Here is a 17,815-nt window from a genome sequence, read left to right on the forward strand (position 1 = left end):
TCAAATGGCAAAAGTGCTAGTCGACTTTTGGAGGTCCAGATGTGGCTGGGACCAACGCTTGTTCTTGATGTCTCCTATCGCAGCTGCAATCTCCCCTTCGCTTCTTCGCCTCTTGTAAGAGAGATTATGCCCAGGCCGTTCAACCAAACGAACTGACACGAAGACGATTGCATCGTCGTTCGCTGTCTGGAACCAGCTGAATCCTGCTGGGTTAGTCTTCCTCAACACAAGGAGAAGAACAATGTCGCAGACAACACGAGGCCGTAACCAGGATCGCGCAAGGGTGGCTGGCGGACAGGATCATGAAGTCCGCTATGAGGCCAACAAGGAGCGGGTTTCGAAAGACGATGTGAAGAGTGCGATCAAGTCGGTTGGCAACAGCCGCGACAAGGTCGAAGACGAACTCGATCGCAAAGCCTGATTTGCCGCAAGTCATATCCGACGGAAAGCCGCCTGGCGTCATCCACGCGGCTTTCGTTTGCCGTCGGACGTCTTTCCCGACGATGGCGTTATCGGCGTTTCCCTCTCACCCTTCAGAGCAAGACGCGCGCCTGTCCTGCCGCTCACTTCGGCGCTATGTGTGAGCGCGTTCCCGTCAGGACAGGCTCGATCATCGCCATCCATCTTCCGTCGCAGTGACTGCCGTTCTCGTTGCTTGCTGAACCGCGTTAACGTTCGATGCCAGTTACTTCGTCTGGCGCTTTGTCGGTCCCTGTCTCTGGCGCCTGTATCGCTCTCAGATCCGCTCGAACAGGCCCTTGAACTCCTTGTCCTCATAGTACCGGATCTTTCGAAGCTTCGCCGGATAATGCCCCTGCCGAAGAAGGATCATCCTGTCATCCGGCAATCGCATGATCTCGTCGGCATTGATAAGGTTGCGGGCAGCAATATGCTCCGAGTTCGTCTGCTTGCCTTCACTATGCGACGCCGTCATGTAATGCGCATCTCGCTTGCCGATCGAGCGTGCAACAAGCCCGGCCGTCTCGATGTCATTCACACCAAACACCTGCAGCACGCCGGCATTGGCAAGGAAGGTGCTTGCACCTTTGCCATAGAGAGCACGCAGCTGATGAATGTCCTGAAGGATCGGCCAGAGCTGCACGCCGTAGCCTGCCATCAGCCCCATGGCACGCTCGACAGCCGCCAACCGCTAAAGGCTTGCAAACTCGTCGAGCAGGAACAGCACGGACTTGTTTGCGGGAACGGCTCTCTTCCGCTTGCAGAATGATGTAGCGGCCCCTTCTGGCGGGGTAACGCTCTCGAATGGTGATGCGCCGTTGCGCGTCCCTACCATCTCCGTCAGGCTCTGGCTGATCATCAATCGCAGCCATCGTGCATAGGTGCCAAGCCTGTCCGTTGGCAGCACCAGGAACACCGACTGCGTACTCTGCTTCAGATCGGCAAAACAAAAGTCCGATCGGTCCATCACCCGCTTCATCCGCGCGCTATCGAGGAAGTGCGTGTGGCGCTGCGCCGATGACAGAACACCCGATGCCTCGCGATCGGACTTGCCCAGATGCCGGTTGGCGGCACGTGCTATCAGTCCGTCACAGCATCTGCTCTCTTGCATCCGTGTCAGCAGGTCGGCAAATGCCTTTGGCGCTCTTGTCAGATAGTCGCGCAGCGTTGCCGGATGACGACGATGCGGCGGTTCGCTCGCGACCACCATCATGATCAGACCGGCAATCAGTGCCCTGGCTTCTTCATTCCAGTGCGCGTCACCAGAACTGCCCGGTTCGTCATAGACAAGAGCATCGGCAAGCGTGTCAGCATGCTCCGCGATATCGAGATCATTGGCATCGAGATGCGCAAACGGATTGAAGCAGGAGGATGGCCGATCCGTCACTCCGAACGGGTCAAGTACATGCAGTGCGCCGAAGCGTTCCCTTGCCCGCGCCGTGATCCTGGCATTCTCTCCTTTCGGATCGATGCAGATGACGGAACGCTGAAGTGTCAGCAGGTTCGGAATAATCGTGCCGACACCTTTGCCGGTTCGCGTTGGCGCCATCGTCATCAGATGCGAGGGACCGTCATAGCGCAGCAAAGCTTTCGTTTGCGGATCGCGTCCGATGATGAGACCGGCACGATGCTTCCCCACCATCGATGCGATGTCCTTTGCACTGGCCCAGCGTGCCGTGCCGAACACCGATTGCACCGGCACCTGGGAGACGAAGGCCCCCACGAACCCGAACACCCCGAAGACAAGCGGCAGGTGCTTTGCCACGACCAGCAGGACCTGACTGATCAGTCCCTGCTCCAAGCCGAACGCCCAATGCACCACGAAGTCGAGGACGATGATCGTGCCTGCATTCACCCAGCCGATCGCTGCACAGATGGCTGCAAGAAACGGTGCAGTCACGACCGCCTTCACAAAGCCCCAGACCGTCATGGCTGCACGGTGCCTCCGTCCTCGCTGGGAGATCGTTGCGCGCCATCCAGGAGCGTCAGTGCAGCCTCATCGATGGCGCCATCCAGTCCAGTGCTAGGCGATTGTGGCGCGGACGAATTGGTCTCACTCTGTGGCCATAACAGGTCGACGAACAAGAGCCGGTCAGCATCGCGGCTCAGGTAGGCCGGGAACTCGCGAGCCAGCCATTGTCGCAACTGCTTGGCGTCCATCGCTCCCTGTCGATGTGCGGAATCTCCCTCCTGCTCCAGCCGTTCCAGAACAAACGATCCGAGCAGCATCCTGCGCCGTGTCGTCTCTGCCCGCTGCTGCTTCTCCAGCCGCGATTGCAGCGCCTTCTTCTGCTCTTCCAGCTCCCTGATCCGCTGTTCGATGGGTTTGCGCATGCCTCTCTCCCTGTTGTTGATGGGTCAAAGCCAGGCATTCAAGGAAACCCCTCTCCAATTGGCCACTGGCATTTGTGCTAGTTGAATAGTCGCCATGTCGCAGCTACCCCCGGTTAAGGCACAAGGGCGCACTTACGAGTTGCGCAAATTTTGGCGCGTGGTTTGCGCCCTTTGGCCAGAGAACAACGGACAGTTGGAGACTGTCTGCCTGTCGGATCTGTCTATCGCGGGGGAATGATGGCGATCTATCATTGCAGCGCAAAGCCGGTCAGCCGATCGGGCGGGCGAAGTGCCGTCGCGGCAATCGCCTACCGAACCGCAAGCCTGCTCACCAACGAGCGCGATGGCCTCACCCATGACTTCACTGCCAAGAAGGGTGTGGTTCATTCCGAGATCGTTCTACCCGACGATGTCGATGCAGACTGGGCGTTGGATCGCTCTGCACTTTGGAATGCCGCAGAAGCGGCAGAGCGCCGAAGAGATAGCCGCGTTGCCCGTGAGTTCGAGATCGCTCTTCCGCATGAACTGAGTGCAGACGCCCGCCTGTCGCTCGCCCGTGCCTTTGCCCAGGATCTGGCAGACCGCTACGGTGCTGCCGTCGACTTCGCCATTCATGTTCCGCAAGGCAAGAGCGACATCCGCAATGTCCATGCCCATGTGATGATGACGACGCGCGAGGTGACACCAGACGGTCTTGGCGAGAAGACCATGATCGAGCGCGAGAACAGATGGTTGCTGGCAAACGGTCTGCCCACCTCGCACATGCAGATGCGCGACATCCGCAAAGCCTTTGCCGATCACGCAAATCGCCATCTGCTGGAGGCTGGTCTCGATGTCCGTGTCGATCATCGATCGCATCTTGATCGTGGCCTGGAACTTTCACCAACCGAGCATATGGGGGTGCATGCCAGCCAGATGGAACGGCGTGGGCTCGACGTATCCAGGACTCGTCTCGAAGAGAAAGCAGCGAAGAAAAACGCTGATCTCATCCGCAGAAAGCCGGAAGAGGTTCTGCGCATTCTGACCGACGAGAGAAGCGTCTTCGACCGTCATGACATCGCCCGCACCATTCATCGCTATATCAACGACAATGACGGTTTCCAGCGCGCCTTTGCCGCTGTCATGGCCTCACCTCAGCTCTTCGAGCTTTTGCCGGAGCAGAACGGCAAACTGGCAAAATACTCGACGCGGGAAATGATCACGGTCGAGCACGCGATGGCAGCAAGCAGCCTGCGCATGGCGGAGCGAAACAATCATCGCGTCAGCGCAAACAAGATTGATCAGGCGCTCCGCCGGCAGGATGCGATGCTCGGCGGTTCGGGTCTCACGGATGAGCAAAGAACCGCTGTTCGACACATCACATCCCCCAACCAGATTGCCGCTGTGATCGGTTTTGCCGGAGCTGGCAAATCGACAATGCTGTCTGCGGCGCGTGAGGCCTGGGAGGCACAAGGCTATCGTGTTCATGGGGCGGCCCTTGCCGGCAAGGCGGCAGAAGGATTGACCACCTCATCGGGGATTGCGGCCCGCACGCTTGCCTCCTGGGAGTATGGCTGGAGCCGTGGCCGAATTGAGCTTGGCCGCAACGACATTCTCGTCATCGATGAAGCTGGCATGGTGGGAAGTCTACAGCTGGCCCGCTTTGTTGCAGAGACCGAAACGCGCGGTGCAAAGCTGGTGCTCGTCGGTGACCATGAGCAGCTTCAGGCGATCGGTGCAGGCTCGCCCTTCCGGGCCATTGCCGAGCGTATTGGATCGGTCGAACTCACAGACATCCGCCGCCAGAAACACGACTGGCAGCGGGAGGCGTCCGTCGCCTTTGCCACGCATCGCACGGCGGACGGATTGCAGCAGTATGCGGAGCGAAACAGCATTCGCTTTGCCAATGATCGAGAGCAGGCCTGTGCCGATCTGATCCGCGATTATGTTGCCGATCGGGCGCAGAACCCGGAGGGCTCACGCATCGCATTGGCGCATCGGCGGATTGATGTTCGGGCCATCAATGACGGTATCCGGGAGCGACTTCAGGCGGAAGGATTGCTGGCAAAAAGTGATGGTCAAGCTCGCAGTGAACAAGGATACGGTGAAGGCCGAACCAACCGCGAGCGCGTCTATCAGACCGTCAACGGCGAGCGCGCTTTTGCCCCTGGCGATCGCATAGTCCTTCTGGAAAACAACCGTGATCTCGATGTGAAGAACGGCATGTTGGGGACGGTGGAAGCCGTCGAGCCGAACGCACTACATTTGCGGCTCGACGGATCTTCGGGCGGATCAAACAACGTCCGCCATCTCGCTCTACCGGTCAAAGATTACCAATCCTTTGATCATGGCTACGCCACCACCATCCACAAGGCCCAGGGCGCAACCGTCGACCGCGCGTTCGTCATGGCATCCTCCACCATGGACCGGCATCTGACCTATGTCGCCATGACCCGTCATCGGGATGCAGTGACGCTCTATGCCGGTCGTGATGAGCTGAAGGACATGAAGGAGATGGTCGCCAGCATGGGCCGCTCCGGCGTCAAGGAAACCACGCTCGATTATGAGCAGGTGTTTGCCGAGCGACGCGGATTGCAAACGAAAGCGAGCCAGACAGACGACCTGGAGGTCGCCACACTCGGAACAAAAATGCATCAGCAGGAACGTGGCATCAATCTTCCGAAACCGCTCGAACAGACGCGCTCGCAAGTCGAAGACATCACTGCCCCGCTCGTGCCCGCGATCACGCATTATGACCGCACCATCGACGAGGTGGCGCGGCACAATGCGATGCCACATCTGGAACGTGAGATCGAGCATCTGCAGTCGATGGCAGGCCCGGTTTATCAGGATTCCTTTACCGTTGCTCTCACCTTCAAGGGCCTCATCCTGGATGACAAAATAGACAAAGCCGAACTGGTCAAAGCGGTCCGTGAACGACCGGAGCAGTTTGGGGCCTTGCGGGGCAAGACCGGCCTCTTCGGCGACAATGCAGAGCGCAAGCAGGCACTCAGCAGAGCGAAAGGTTTCTCCAGCCATGTCGGACATGCGGCAGAAACCTGGGAGCGGCGATTGGACGAAGCGCGCCGGTCGGAAGAGTGGCAACGCGAGAAGCGTGACATCGTCGAAGTGCCCGGTTTGACACCCAAGAGCGAGGCGATCCTCAAAGCGTTCGATCAGCTCGACAGCGAGCAGAAGCCGCGGTTCCTCGAGCGGATGACGAAGACACCAGATGGTCAGCAGGCACTGGCCGAAGCAGCAGCGATTGCAAGTGCTCTGGAGAAACGCTTCGGAACGCGCAACAGGCTGGAGCTGGAGAAGATGGATCTCCGGCTAGGCAAGGATCAGCTTCAACAGGTCGATCGTATCAGGAACGTCGCGTGGCTGGTTGAGCGGGCACATACGGCCGAACAGAGAAGGACGTATGAGCTCGAGCACTCGTTGAAGAAGGGATTGGGCCTCAGGCTTTAAGCAATCGGGGTAGTTCGAAGCGCGCGACACCATCCTTGGCGAATTAGCACCTTCTCAACATGGAGGGCTTGGCCACTGGTTGCCAACCAAAACGACAGCGTTCAGGTGCAAATGCGGTTCAGTTGTAGGCTTCAATCATCGATCTCGTCACATCGTCGGCAAAGCAGATCGGCGAATACCCTCCCGGTTTGGCATAAGCGCTCCTGCTGCCGCATTTTCGGCCGCGCCTGTCCGTGCTGTACGGGCACGCGCACGTCCCAGGATAGCCCGCAATAGACTCCGCAATAATCCTCTGGATGATAATCGACGGCGAAATCTTCGGCTTGACCTCGACGGTCTCCTTGACCTCCGGTGCTTCGCGTTTCGCAACGGGTTCATCGTCGCTGAGAAACCTGCTCGCAACCCAGCCTTCTCGCTTTGTAAGGTGGTCTCTCACGCGCGACCATTGGCCTTCATGTGCCAACACCATCACTCGCTTGCCCATATTCAGGCGGTCTAGGATATTGGCTTTTGCGTTCGGCGATTGTCTCAAGGCAACGCTGTTTGCCCGCACGAACTTAGGGTCAGCCCGCTCAGTGTCTTGCACAGGAGGCACGGGTGTCGAGCGCTCAGCGGGTGTCGGCAGTTGCAGAGGATTTGACGGTTGATCCGGCTCGAGTTTGGCGGGAGCAGATGGCACAGTGGCTGTTAGTGATGGAGGTGCCACACCTCGGCCACCCTCTGGCGTCTCGCCGAGTTTTACGATCCCCAGCAAGATGACGCCGCATAGCAGCCAGTACCGTTTTTGCATAAGCGCCCCCTAAAGCACTATTGCAGAGGCCACGCGCTTTGATCAAGTAGTACGACAACATGGTTCAACTATACCGAGCGCATCCTGCGGGTGGAGTGAGCGAGAGGCTCTCGACGACTTAAGGCCCCCTGCTGAAAATCGAACCGCACTAGCTTGACCCGAGAACGTCGAATGCAAAGCTAATCATCTCGTCTGCGGCAAACGCCTAGTGTGTCGATTGAATTCTCGGCCGCGGATTTCAAAGCCCTACCTCCCCACCGACTTTGCGTGTATCAAGTCTTCGATCTCTTTACCTATTGTGACTCCCGCCCCGGCAGCTTCAACGGACCCAGATGACAGTCGTCGCATCCTATCTCTACCGCAACGGCAAGCGCGCCGACGCGGTCGCACTCTCTTCACAACCTTTCGAAACCACCGCAGGCGACTTCGTCTGGATCGGACTGAGCGATCCAACGGTCGAAGAAATGGCGTACCTCAAGACGATGTTCGGGCTTCATTCCCTCGCGGTCGAAGATGCGCTCAACGGAAGGCAGGTCCCCAAAGTCGACATCTATGGCGATCAGCTCTTCGTCGTCGCCAAGACCGCCCATCTGGAAAACGACAAGATAATCTACGGTGAGACCTGTATCTTTGTCGGCCAACAGCACGTCATCACAGTCCGGCACGGATCGGCACGATCACACCAGAAACTGCGCGAACAACTTGAGCAAGCGCCGCAGCTCCTCTCGCACGGTCCCGACTATGTTCTTCATGGAATCCTTGACTTCATCGTCGATGGCTATCTGCCACTCGTCGAAACGATCGAAGACCGGGTGCTGGATATCGAGAAGCACGTCCTCATCTCCTTCCTCGAACCAGAACAGATCCGCAGGATCTTCCGGATGCGCAGGCAGGTCATCAAGTTTCAGAGGGTGATCGGTCCAATGGCGGAAGTTGCCAGCAAACTCGCCCACCTCGAACTTCCCTGCGTCGACGACAATGCGAGACCGTTCTTCAGCGACGTTCATGATCATGTTCGTCGCGTGGAAAACATGGTGATCGGCCTGCGCGATATCGTGACATCCGTCTTCGAAGCCGCAAATCTTCTCGAGCAACAGCGGCAAGGCGCGATCACTCGACAGCTTGCTGCATGGGCGGCGATCCTGGCCGTGCCTACCGCAATCGCTGGCATATACGGTATGAACTTCGAGAATATGCCTGAGCTGAAGACCGAGTACGGATATTACGTTGTAATAGGGACCATTCTGGTGCTTTGCGCCATTCTTTATTACCGTTTCAAAAAAGCAGGCTGGGTGTAGTCGCCACGCTGGCGCGGTCCATCGCAAGATTTGGCCAGAATAATTCAAACACGCATTGGACTAGCTGCACCGCTCGCGTGCTAAGCCGAGCGCCGCCTCTTCGGCTTGCGAAGGCGAATCGGTGCTGACTTCACATGGTTTAGGCAATTACTCTGAACCGGTTGCCAACCATAGATAAGCCAATGTTTAAATGCATTCCTCTTAGCCGAGATAAGTAGATGCAACGTTACCCGGTCTACGAATCCGAGGGTCAGGAGTTCGAATCTCTTCGGGCGCGCCATTTCAGTACAGAACTGCGAACCGCAAACGCCGCCGTTTTGATTGCGCTCCTTAGGTTTGTCGCTATTTCACTTGGTCGGGTCAAAATGCTCCGATAGGTCTGCCCTCAGTCGAAAAAGGGCACAATTCCCCCGAATGCCTCTCAAGTTACGTTAGACTTGGCCAAGAATTGCCGATGCCGATGTAAATTGGTGAATTCGAGTGGTCTTCCATGTACTGTCGGCAGACGATTCTTCTGAGTACCGCCATGGAAACCTCCCTTTATAAACCTGTGAAAGCCTTTCTAGAGAAGGCAGGATATCTGGTGAAGGGGGAAATCGGGGGGTGCGACCTAATGGGTATACGTGACGATGATCCATCCGTAATCGTGGTCTGCGAACTGAAGCTGGCGTTTAACCTCGAATTGATCCTTCAGGCTGTTGATCGAGCATCGATATCGGACGAGGTGTGGATCGCAGCGAAAATGTCTGTCCGCGGCAAAGGGCGGGAAACAGACAAGCGTTATCGCGATCTTTGTCGACGGCTGGGGATAGGAATGCTCGCCATCTCGGAAGGCGGCCATGTCGATGTCATCGTCAGTTCGATATCCCCGATGCCGCGGACAAATCCCAAGCGACGCTCGCGGCTTGTGCGCGAGCACCAGAGACGCCTGGGTGATCCTGTCGTTGGCGGTAGCACACGTACACCTCTCATGACTGCGTATCGGCAGCAAGCGCTCGGATGTGCGAAAGCCTTGGCACAAGGGCCGTTACGAGTTCGCGATCTGAGACAGAGCGCTCCCGACGCTGGTAAAATACTACTCTCGAATGTGTATGGGTGGTTCGAGCGGATTGACCGAGGCATCTATGGCCTGACCGATGCCGGCCGCGAAGCGTTGATGCGTTGGGCGATATGAATCGGCGAACTAATCCCTGTCTGCGGGATCACAGCACTAGGCCGCTGAAAGTCTTATAATCGGGTAACGCCGCTGGTTCGTTGCTGTTTCGAGTAGCGAAGCTCACCCACCGCGTTTGACAGCTTCGGCGAGCAGAGCAAATGCGTCTCACCACCATGCCTGATTACTTCTAGTGGAACCGCTACAGCGTGCCTACATCATTTGCAAAGCGGCCTGTCAGCCTGACACGTTAGGGGATCGGTTTTTGGCCGGGCTGCCGTGGCAGTCTGGTCAACCGCGTGAAGCTTTCCGGTCGAAAGTAGGCCTCTACGTATTTTAGCCGCTACGCTAAGGCAAAACAAACTCTAGGGGTAGCGGGCCCCATCTCTCAACGTCATCGCGCGTGAGAACCATGACCGCGCGTCGACCGCCAAGGCGGTCCGGCGGCTCGCCGCTTCTAAGAAACTCGTCCCAGACGGGTTTTGTGGGAAACACGATGTGGTATCCCGTAGGGGGTCTGCACCACTCCGGGGTCAACTGCAGAAAGCGGTCGACGATGCCTTTTGCAAAGGCGTCGAAGGTCAGAGAGTCCAGTGAGGAACGCACTCACTCGGCAACCGGATATAACGTCCCGATTGACCTGCATAATCCCGGTGGCGCCACCAGCACGCCATCGTGATCAGAGCCGGAAAACTCTAGTTCCCGGCGGTCCAAAGTTTGGCCCCAGAGCAAAAAACCCCAGACTCTCTTGAAAACCGGAGGGAAGATGGGTCTCAGGTCATGCCGATTACTTTTGTTATACCGATATAACGGTCACCAGTTGCGTCTCCGTCCGTGCCACGACCCGTTGTGAGATCGACGGAGATCGCTTCGGTAGAACCAGAGTAATCAACCGCACGTGTTGAGGTAGAGCCGACGAAGCGTTCTGCAGGATCGCTACCCACAAAAGCTGGATTGCCTGCCGGTTGCTCCCCGTTTTTTTATAACGAACCTTTCAATAGGAAGCAGAATCTTACGAGATTCATCAAACTCCGGCGGCTTTAGGCTCCCGTCCAGTCGTTCGGTGTGTTCAAGCAGTTCGCGATCCGCATGGAGCCTGATCTTAGTAGGGATTCGGATGGTGTAAGGCTGCGCAGAAGCAGCGAGAAATAAGGACGATTCAAACCATTCATATTCGCCACTGTTTTCACCTGGGCGATCCAACGTTAGGGTGTATTGATACCAGTCATTCTCGTTGTTGCCTTGTACATAAACGTCATCATACTCTAGCAGATCATATTCACGATTATAAACGTCACGAATATCCTGACTCTCTGCCGGGTATCCCGGCAATATTATTCCAGCTTCTCCATTGGAAAATCCGTTAATTTTGAATACTTTTTGCTCTCCGTCCAACGATTGCGGAAATTCAAAATGAACACCTAGCCGGTCTATGCTGTAGTGATCGAAAGCTACCCTTATTTTTACTGAATTGTATGCAGCAAGTGCATACTGATAGGTATTATGAACTTCTGTCGTTTGCGTGAGTTCTTTCGGAACTCTGAGGTTCTGGCCTTCGTGCTCGTACGTGAAATCCCAACCCTCTTTGACCTCCGTGTCCTGCGTGACGATGATGTCCGCCAATTCTTTCCCATCCAGGAAAAATCTGTCGTCAGTGGAGGGATTAATGATTATGTGCGTAATCGGATCTTCCCGGCCACCTAGGTAACGTGGCAGTATTTTTTCAAACGATATTCTTGAAAATACCTCCTCTGTAAGGCCCGGGATCTCTACAAGTCTCACATTGGCCGAGTTAGAAAAAGAGAATATATCCGCGCCTGAACCGCCCCAAACCACAGCTCGATTATATTCAGAGAACTCGATTTTGTCGTCTCCGGCGCCAAGAGAGATTAATGCTTCGCCGCCACGGGCATATACCAAATCGTCGCCGTCCCCAGCGAAGACCGTATCAGTGTAATCCCAAGTAGTAAGTGGGCCGTCCTCCTCAGGTGGCCTCCCGGTATGTATGATATCATTTCCTGTTCCGCCAAATAACAAATCCGAAAATTCGCTGCCGATCAAAGTATCGTGCCCTACGCCACCTACGAGAACTACTGGCAGGGGATCAGGCCCGACATTGTTCGAGGGCCAATGCGCATCCAGGGTGTCATCTGCCGTGCGGTCGCCGTAGAGGACATTTCTGCCTTCTTCTATAAAGCTGGTAAGTGGATCGTATTTGAGCGCACGCACAAATCCCAGGCTCTCTAATCCTCCCAGGTAAGCTTTCCAAACCGACTCTGAAGATAGAAGATTTGAGTACCACGCAGAGTCGTCTACGTAATCGGAGTTCGAGTAATTCTCGAATATCGATCCCTGACCCACGAAGTTTATGTTGAATTTGATTCCGATATTCATGGGATCGACGAGGTTCTTCAAAATTGGGTTGATAGCACCTGTTCCTTCGCCTCCTTCGAAGTCGAAATTGTCAGTATCAGCAACAATTTCGAGCGAACCTATCGTCCTATGCCCGTCCTCGACCGTAAACACAGCATCTTTGATACGGTACCCGGTAGTGCCCCAAACAAAGGCGCGCTCGTCGTAATCTGACGACAAGATATCGATGGGATACTGCCTGATGCTTTTATAGGCGCTTTTGTCTTCGAAGCCGGTGAGGCCAAGTAATTGCTCTAAGCTGTAGATTCCATCTTCTATTATTTTGGCGCTATCGAAAAATGCCGAAACTATACTAAAGTTGCTTGGCTTAATGTATCGCCCTGGTCCATCTAGCATGAAGCCCTGAAGACCGACAGTCAGGGAATTTCCAGCATCGTTGCTGTCCTCGCGAAACCTTTCGGCGAAATCCCAGCTAGGGTCGAATGTCCCATATAAGTACTGAAGAATTGTATTTCTCACGCTCAAATCTGTATAAGAATGTACTATCAAGTCGACCTCTAGTTGGCGTAAAAGTAGTATATTTTACGAGTATTGGGATTGATCAGAAGGTAGCCGTGTGACTGTCTTCCCAGAAAGCTTCCATCCGTCGAAAGAGATGATTGTGCTTCCTCGAGCTCTTTTTTTGGAAGATCGACGTCGATTTCGCGATGTAGAAGATAATCACTAATGCGCTGAAATTTTTTATCGTCATACCAAGTCTCTAGTGGCCCGGGAGTTTGAGTCCAAGACTGGTACCTGACATCGACTCTTTCTGAGGTTTGTTCCGAGCAACACTTCAAGTTTTTGAAGAACGTCTCGCCCTTTTCGCTGATCTCCTCAGCCGTGGCTTTTGACAAACCATAGACGGCAAACTTGACGTAGAAATCACCGGGACCTCCAAAGCCGCTTGTATACGCTCTAACCTGCTCTGTTCTGTCGATCTCTATGCCGGCTGGAATGTTGCTGCTGAGACCGCCGGGTTCGGAAGTAAAGAAATGGAAGGCCAAACCAGCAAAGATAACAGCGCTTGAAAGCGCAACGAGATACTTAAGTCTCATGGATCGTGCATGATGCGGCCGCATCCTTCCAGTATACCAAGCCGTAAGAGCAACGGATGATCCTGAAGGCCGCATCTGATCTGCTTTCACCCGCAAGAACGTTGTTTTCGTAACGCGACACAATCAAACTTTCTAATATAAATACATCCCTTAGGACCTTGTAAGGGGGGCCGCGCCGCTAATCAACTCGATTTTACAATTGAAGGTAGTTTTTATTGCTTTAGTGACTTTGTTAAAATGCACCCAAAACATGTCGCGCAAAAGTGTGCAGCGGTTGTCTACTCGCTTTGTGCCAATCAAGGGTATTTCGGCAATTGTGCAACGTGTTTGATCGATTGGGCGATGTCGTCTTCAAAGCTGTCTAGCGCCTGCTTGCGCGGTCGACATGTGGTCGCCCCATAATGTGTCTGCGCCGAGAGTGTCTTCCGATGGTTTGCGCGCAGCCTGCTTAAGCTGCAGCCGCTACAGCGGAATAATCCGACCCACGCCCGCAATCGCTGGTTCTCGTCATGATCACCGTGGCCGCTTCATAAGGCAGCCCCGCAGGAAGTGTCGCCTTTGCCAGAGTTATAACCGTGATAGTCGAATTCGCCCGACCGGTAGCGCCGCGTCGTCATGATCCCGAAATTTCGAGTCTATTTGCCAGCAGAACCATTTTTTAATCCGTAACCCATCAACGGTGGCTAACTGTAACTAGCGCTCTTGAAGGGGGTCGAACCGACGACTACCAACTCTTTTAATCTAATGATCTGATATACAACAATCTTTTCGGGTCTGTGGAGGGTTAGAGGGTCAAACCTAGTTTCTCGTCTACTCCTGGTACTGGGGAACGACAGCGGTCTTAGATCTGAGTGCTTCGATGCGATGATCTGTTTGGATAATTGTACATCTCGCTACCCAGTCCGACATGGTGCGGCAGTAAGCGCTTACCTTCATGGGTATCGAAAGCGCCCATCCCGTGCTAGTCGCTCTAAACTTTGAACTTCGAAGTGTGGAGGCAACTGGTGGCGCGAGCACTCATAAGACCTGGCGGACGAAGCGAACGGATACAGATCGCTGTTCACGCCGCAGTTCGGGCGTTGCTCGAAGAGCATCATGGCCGAGACATCACGGTAGCAATGATCGCTGAACGAGCCGAAGTTCCGCCATCCACAATCTATCGGCGGTGGGAAAGCCTCTCGAAACTCCTCGAAGATGTCGCCAACGAGCGCTTAGTCCCCGACAGCATACCCATGGACACTGGAAGCTTCCGCGGAGATCTCGAAATCTGGGTTGAGCAAGTGGTCGATGACATCTCGTCGGGACCTGGTCACGCCCTGTTTCGTGAACGGATCAACGACGTCCGCGCAGCGCAGGCGGCGGCCGGCTACGTTTATCAAAACCTCGTATGTCTGATTGATCGCTGCGCTCAGCGTGGAGAAGTCGTGCCCGTGGCCGACCGCCTTATGGACATGATCTTTGTCCCGATCATCTACAGAATATTCTTCACCGGGCAATCGATCAAAAAGGCCTACCAGATCGAGCTGATCGAAAATGCGCTTTCCTCACCCGGAACAACACGTCCATTCGAGAGCCAAACGTCAATCAAGGAGTACGTTATCTACGAGAATCATCTTCAGTAGTTCACAAGAAGGCTGTCGCCTCCATCGTCTTCCCCAAACCGTGGCTGGACGCCAAGAAGCGGCGCTGAACGAGCAATAATTGCCTTGGCCATGGGGGCCGCCGTGTACGCTGCAAGCCTGCCGCCCTTCTCCCCGGTCAGCGGCGCGTCGATGATCGTCAGAACGACATAGCGCGGTTTGTCGATGGGGAACGCGGCGAGGAAGGCGTTGAAATTTAGGTGCGCGGCAGCAGTTGCCCCGTGAGTGTGGAGGTTCTAGTCCTGGGAGCGGGTTATGTCATGGAGGCTGGATCTTTCGTGCGATTGTTTCCTAACGACAGGTTCATTGGAAAACTTTTTATGGGCTACGTCCGCATTCTCCTGCTTCAAACAGCATCCACCGTTAGTTCACTAACCCACCAGAAAATAGAAAAGCGTCTGGCGAGATGGCTTTTGATGTGTCACGACAGGCTTATCGGAAACGACATCGTTTTAACTCACGATAGTCTGGCGAACATACTTGGGGTGCGCAGGGCAAGCGTCACAACCGCGCTTCACGTCTTGGAAGGAAACGGTTTCATACGCTCAACGAGAGGTCTCATCACGCTGAAAGATCGTCCCGGCCTAGAGCTTTTTGTAGGCGGATCATATGGAGTGGCAGAACGAGCATACCGATCGCTTATTGCTGGCGGCCCAGATCACGACCATAGCCCCCAAAGCGTGGGAGAGGTTTTTGGAGGAGCTTTTACCAATCTTCAGTAAACTGGTGCAGGAGCGCAGGCTTGAACACGTCTGACAGTGCGCACAAATTCCGAACCGCGCTCCGCTATTGCATCGTCGCGGAGAGCCGGCAGCTGCCACTACTTGGCATCAAAATCGCAGAACCAATACTCGAGTTGGCGTGTCTCTTTTTGTGCAGCTCAGTGGAGCCGAAACCGGATGACGACGCAGCGGCAGTAGAGTTCTTGTGTTGGACATGATCGATATGGCGCGTGCATAAGGTATCAGAATTACCGCAGAAAGCGTCGAAATGGCAGAACAGCATGCAGCCCTAGTCCGCCTTAGCCGTGACGACCTTACGGGCGAGACCGGAAGTCAGAAATTGCAGCGTGCTGTCGTTAGCTCTTGAAAGGGATTGAACCCCAAAACTGCGTGTAGTCATTACGTCAAAGCCGACTAGCGGCAGATAACGATCATTCGGTTTTTTGACCTTTTACTAGATACGTCCAGCACCCGCTGTGCTGCCGCATGAAACCATCCGCCGAATTTGGATATTCTCCAGTTAGCGTGCCTACACTGTCAGTGACGCGATCCTCATTCCCGTCTTCAATCCACTTATCCATCAAGGCCAAGGTCTCAGCATAGGTCCTATCCAAACCACCATCGCAGTATCGATCGACAAGTTGATCGACGTCCAGATTCACATGCCGGATCGCTCTTCCCAGAACGTCCGTAAGCTTGGATGCAACATCCGAATAGGACAACGTCTCAGGACCGGTCAGAATAAAATCGCGGTTCCACGAATGGTCCGCGAGCAATGCGCTAACCGCTGCTCTGGCGATATCGCTTGCGTCGATGAAGCCGACCCTGCCCGATCCTGTGGCGGAATAGATGACGCTCTCTTGGCGGATCGTATTTAGATGATGCTTCTGGGAAAAGTTTTGCAGGAACCAGGTTGGACGCAGAACTGTCCACTCTGAAGCGTTGTCCTTCAGATAGGCATGGATCTGCCCCATCATCGGTCCACCCGCCTCCAGCGATGATGCGCTTAGGAGAACAAAGCGCCGAACTCCACATGACCGCGCTATTTCGAGGACTGGCAAAACCACTGAGCCATGATCGCTGGTATTCGTTGGCGCAACCACATAGACCGCATCCATGCCAGCAAAAGCCGCCCGTGCACTTTCCGGCTTCTGCCAGTCAAATAGAACCTCGTCCGTGGTCGATGGCCTGCGCGTGCCGACTTTCGTTGCAATACCTCGCTCTTTCAGGCCTCGCACCACCAACCGCCCCGTTGTACCGGTACCACCTGTCACAAGAACATTCATCTTGTGAGCGTTGTCCATTATCCAGCCTCCTCTGCGGATGACGACGACGCCGTGGCGTTGAGAAGGATGATTGGGTTCCAGTAATCGCGGTAACGCGTGATCAGGCCATCCTTTAAATCGATCACCGAGACGTAGTCCTGATCGTAACGTGCGCCTGTCTCGTTAGAATATCCCTTGCAACTGAATTCGACCGTGGCGGCATCGGAGTTGGAAGAAATGAAAACACGGCCAAGACTCATGGACTCGATCGTCAGCAAATCTCCGACCGTTGGAAGATATGCTTCAAGTGCTGCCTTGCCAATGAGACGCTCTGTGAACCCCTCTGGTGCATAGGGAAATTCGAAGACGATTGTATCAGCGCACATGTCGAGAAATGATGTTGCGTTCGGCGATACCAGATCGCCCAACGCCTCTCGCAAGAGAGATGACAGGCTCGGAAACAGGTCAACATTCTCGATCATCATGCTTTACTCCCATTGAATGGAACGCTATCGTTCCGTCCATATATGGAGTGCAATCGATGGAACGCAAGAGTATCGACCAAGAAAAACGTAGCCCGAGCGGTGCTGCGGTCATGCGTACCGACCTCACCGACGCATTGGTTCGCGCGTTTTTTGAGGAGTGGGCATCCTATGGCTATGGCGGAATAAGCCTTGAGCGGGTCGCGGCGCGCGCAGGTGCAGGCAAGGCTGCCATCTATCGCCGCTGGCCATCGAAGCTCGCGATTGCTACCGAGGCGATAGCTAAGCTGGGGATGGACCTAACCGATGTCTCGGAAAGAGATAGCCTGATCGAAGAGCTGGAGGGATACCTGTTCATGATGCGGCGTGCACTTCGGCATCGGCTTGTGCGCAGGATATTACCGGACCTTTATGCCGAAGCCGCCCGTCAAGGTGAACTGGTCTCGACGTTAGCCGGTCTTGCGCGCGCCCGTCGATCCGCAGGCTCCGCTATACTTCAGCGCGCCATAGCGCGCGGCGAGATCAACGCAAATGTGGATATTGAGATGGCTCTGGATATGATCCCGTCGGCACTCTACTGGCGTATGGTGGTGACGGGCCGCTCGCTAACGAGAGATCAGACAAAGCGGCAAGCAAAGGCTCTGGCTGCGGCCATCAAAATTCTCTAGCAGCCAAAGACTTTACACGCAGAACGCGTTCTAAAACGCAAAACAATCGAAACCAGAATTGCAGTCTCGTTGTTGCTCGGCAAA

13 protein-coding genes and 3 pseudogenes are annotated in these 17,815 nt (G+C 54.9%); 8 read left to right on the forward strand and 8 right to left on the reverse strand.

Going from position 1 to position 17,815, the window contains the following annotated elements; all coding sequences use genetic code 11:
- Positions 1-241 precede the first annotated feature (241 nt).
- Positions 242-421, forward strand: coding sequence for a DUF3606 domain-containing protein (locus tag ACTJKV_RS17345; protein WP_111846500.1), 180 nt, complete (start codon positions 242-244; stop codon positions 419-421).
- 315 nt (positions 422-736) lie between these two features.
- On the opposite strand, the pseudogene ACTJKV_RS17350 reads toward ACTJKV_RS17345, so the two are convergent.
- Positions 737-2,389 (reverse strand): annotated as a pseudogene (locus tag ACTJKV_RS17350) (type IV secretory system conjugative DNA transfer family protein).
- Positions 2,386-2,793, reverse strand: coding sequence for a mobilization protein (locus ACTJKV_RS17355; protein ID WP_440599137.1), 408 nt, complete (start codon positions 2,791-2,793; stop codon positions 2,386-2,388). Before ACTJKV_RS17355 ends, ACTJKV_RS17350 begins: the two are co-directional and overlap by 4 nt.
- A 237-nt stretch (positions 2,794-3,030) precedes the next feature.
- Here ACTJKV_RS17355 and traA point away from each other — a divergent pair, with 237 nt between their 5' ends.
- Positions 3,031-6,243 carry a Ti-type conjugative transfer relaxase TraA gene (gene traA / locus ACTJKV_RS17360; protein WP_440599138.1) on the forward strand — a complete coding sequence of 1,071 codons (3,213 nt, stop codon included), beginning with the start codon at positions 3,031-3,033 and terminating at the stop codon, positions 6,241-6,243.
- A gap of 118 nt (positions 6,244-6,361) precedes the next feature.
- Here the strand turns inward: traA and ACTJKV_RS17365 are convergent, their stop codons facing one another.
- Positions 6,362-7,033, reverse strand: a complete 672-nt coding sequence (locus tag ACTJKV_RS17365; RefSeq protein WP_112520253.1) for an SH3 domain-containing protein — start codon at positions 7,031-7,033, stop codon at positions 6,362-6,364.
- A 332-nt stretch (positions 7,034-7,365) separates the two neighbouring features.
- On the opposite strand from ACTJKV_RS17365, the gene ACTJKV_RS17370 reads away from it, so the two are divergent.
- Together ACTJKV_RS17370 and ACTJKV_RS17375 are read left to right on the forward strand one after the other, a co-directional pair.
- On the forward strand, positions 7,366-8,331 hold the full coding sequence (locus ACTJKV_RS17370; protein ID WP_112520254.1) for a magnesium and cobalt transport protein CorA: 966 nt from the start codon (positions 7,366-7,368) through the stop codon (positions 8,329-8,331).
- A 526-nt stretch (positions 8,332-8,857) separates the two neighbouring features.
- Entirely contained in the window at positions 8,858-9,505 is a 648-nt protein-coding gene (locus tag ACTJKV_RS17375; RefSeq protein ID WP_440599139.1) for a DUF2161 domain-containing phosphodiesterase, read from the forward strand.
- 915 nt (positions 9,506-10,420) lie between these two features.
- On the opposite strand, the gene ACTJKV_RS17380 is transcribed toward ACTJKV_RS17375, so the two are convergent.
- Positions 10,421-12,406 (reverse strand): calcium-binding protein, encoded by a 1,986-nt coding sequence (locus tag ACTJKV_RS17380; RefSeq protein ID WP_440599140.1) that lies wholly within the window; start codon positions 12,404-12,406, stop codon positions 10,421-10,423.
- 8 nt (positions 12,407-12,414) lie between these two features.
- Positions 12,415-12,954, reverse strand: a complete 540-nt coding sequence (locus ACTJKV_RS17385; protein WP_440599141.1) for a hypothetical protein — start codon at positions 12,952-12,954, stop codon at positions 12,415-12,417.
- Between the two features lie 1,004 nt (positions 12,955-13,958).
- On the opposite strand from ACTJKV_RS17385, the gene ACTJKV_RS17390 reads away from it, so the two are divergent.
- Positions 13,959-14,576, forward strand: a complete 618-nt coding sequence (locus tag ACTJKV_RS17390; protein ID WP_440599142.1) for a TetR/AcrR family transcriptional regulator C-terminal ligand-binding domain-containing protein — start codon at positions 13,959-13,961, stop codon at positions 14,574-14,576.
- Here ACTJKV_RS17390 and ACTJKV_RS17395 read toward each other — a convergent pair.
- Positions 14,570-14,803, reverse strand: a pseudogene (locus tag ACTJKV_RS17395) (penicillin-binding protein 2); the annotation flags it as partial. The gene ACTJKV_RS17390 and the pseudogene ACTJKV_RS17395 overlap by 7 nt on opposite strands.
- A gap of 111 nt (positions 14,804-14,914) precedes the next feature.
- Here ACTJKV_RS17395 and ACTJKV_RS17400 point away from each other — a divergent pair.
- A pseudogene (locus ACTJKV_RS17400) lies at positions 14,915-15,172 on the forward strand (Crp/Fnr family transcriptional regulator); the annotation flags it as partial.
- 31 nt (positions 15,173-15,203) lie between these two features.
- Positions 15,204-15,350, forward strand: coding sequence for a hypothetical protein (locus ACTJKV_RS17405; RefSeq protein ID WP_284760085.1), 147 nt, complete (start codon positions 15,204-15,206; stop codon positions 15,348-15,350).
- 397 nt (positions 15,351-15,747) lie between these two features.
- Here ACTJKV_RS17405 and ACTJKV_RS17410 read toward each other — a convergent pair whose 3' ends face one another.
- Both ACTJKV_RS17410 and ACTJKV_RS17415 read right to left on the reverse strand, forming a co-directional pair.
- Complete coding sequence (locus ACTJKV_RS17410) at positions 15,748-16,620, reverse strand: NAD(P)H-binding protein (protein WP_284759939.1); 873 nt, start codon at positions 16,618-16,620, stop codon at positions 15,748-15,750.
- A complete protein-coding gene (locus tag ACTJKV_RS17415) occupies positions 16,620-17,066 on the reverse strand; it encodes a nuclear transport factor 2 family protein (RefSeq protein WP_284759938.1) in 447 nt (148 codons plus the stop codon). Before ACTJKV_RS17415 ends, ACTJKV_RS17410 begins: the two co-directional genes overlap by 1 nt.
- A gap of 56 nt (positions 17,067-17,122) precedes the next feature.
- Here ACTJKV_RS17415 and ACTJKV_RS17420 point away from each other — a divergent pair, with 56 nt between their 5' ends.
- Complete coding sequence (locus tag ACTJKV_RS17420; RefSeq protein ID WP_112963832.1) at positions 17,123-17,731, forward strand: TetR-like C-terminal domain-containing protein; 609 nt, start codon at positions 17,123-17,125, stop codon at positions 17,729-17,731.
- The last annotated feature ends 84 nt before the right edge of the window (positions 17,732-17,815 follow it).

Source organism: Agrobacterium sp. 22117, assembly GCF_052045735.1.
Taxonomy (GTDB): Bacteria; Pseudomonadota; Alphaproteobacteria; order Rhizobiales; family Rhizobiaceae; genus Agrobacterium; species Agrobacterium cavarae.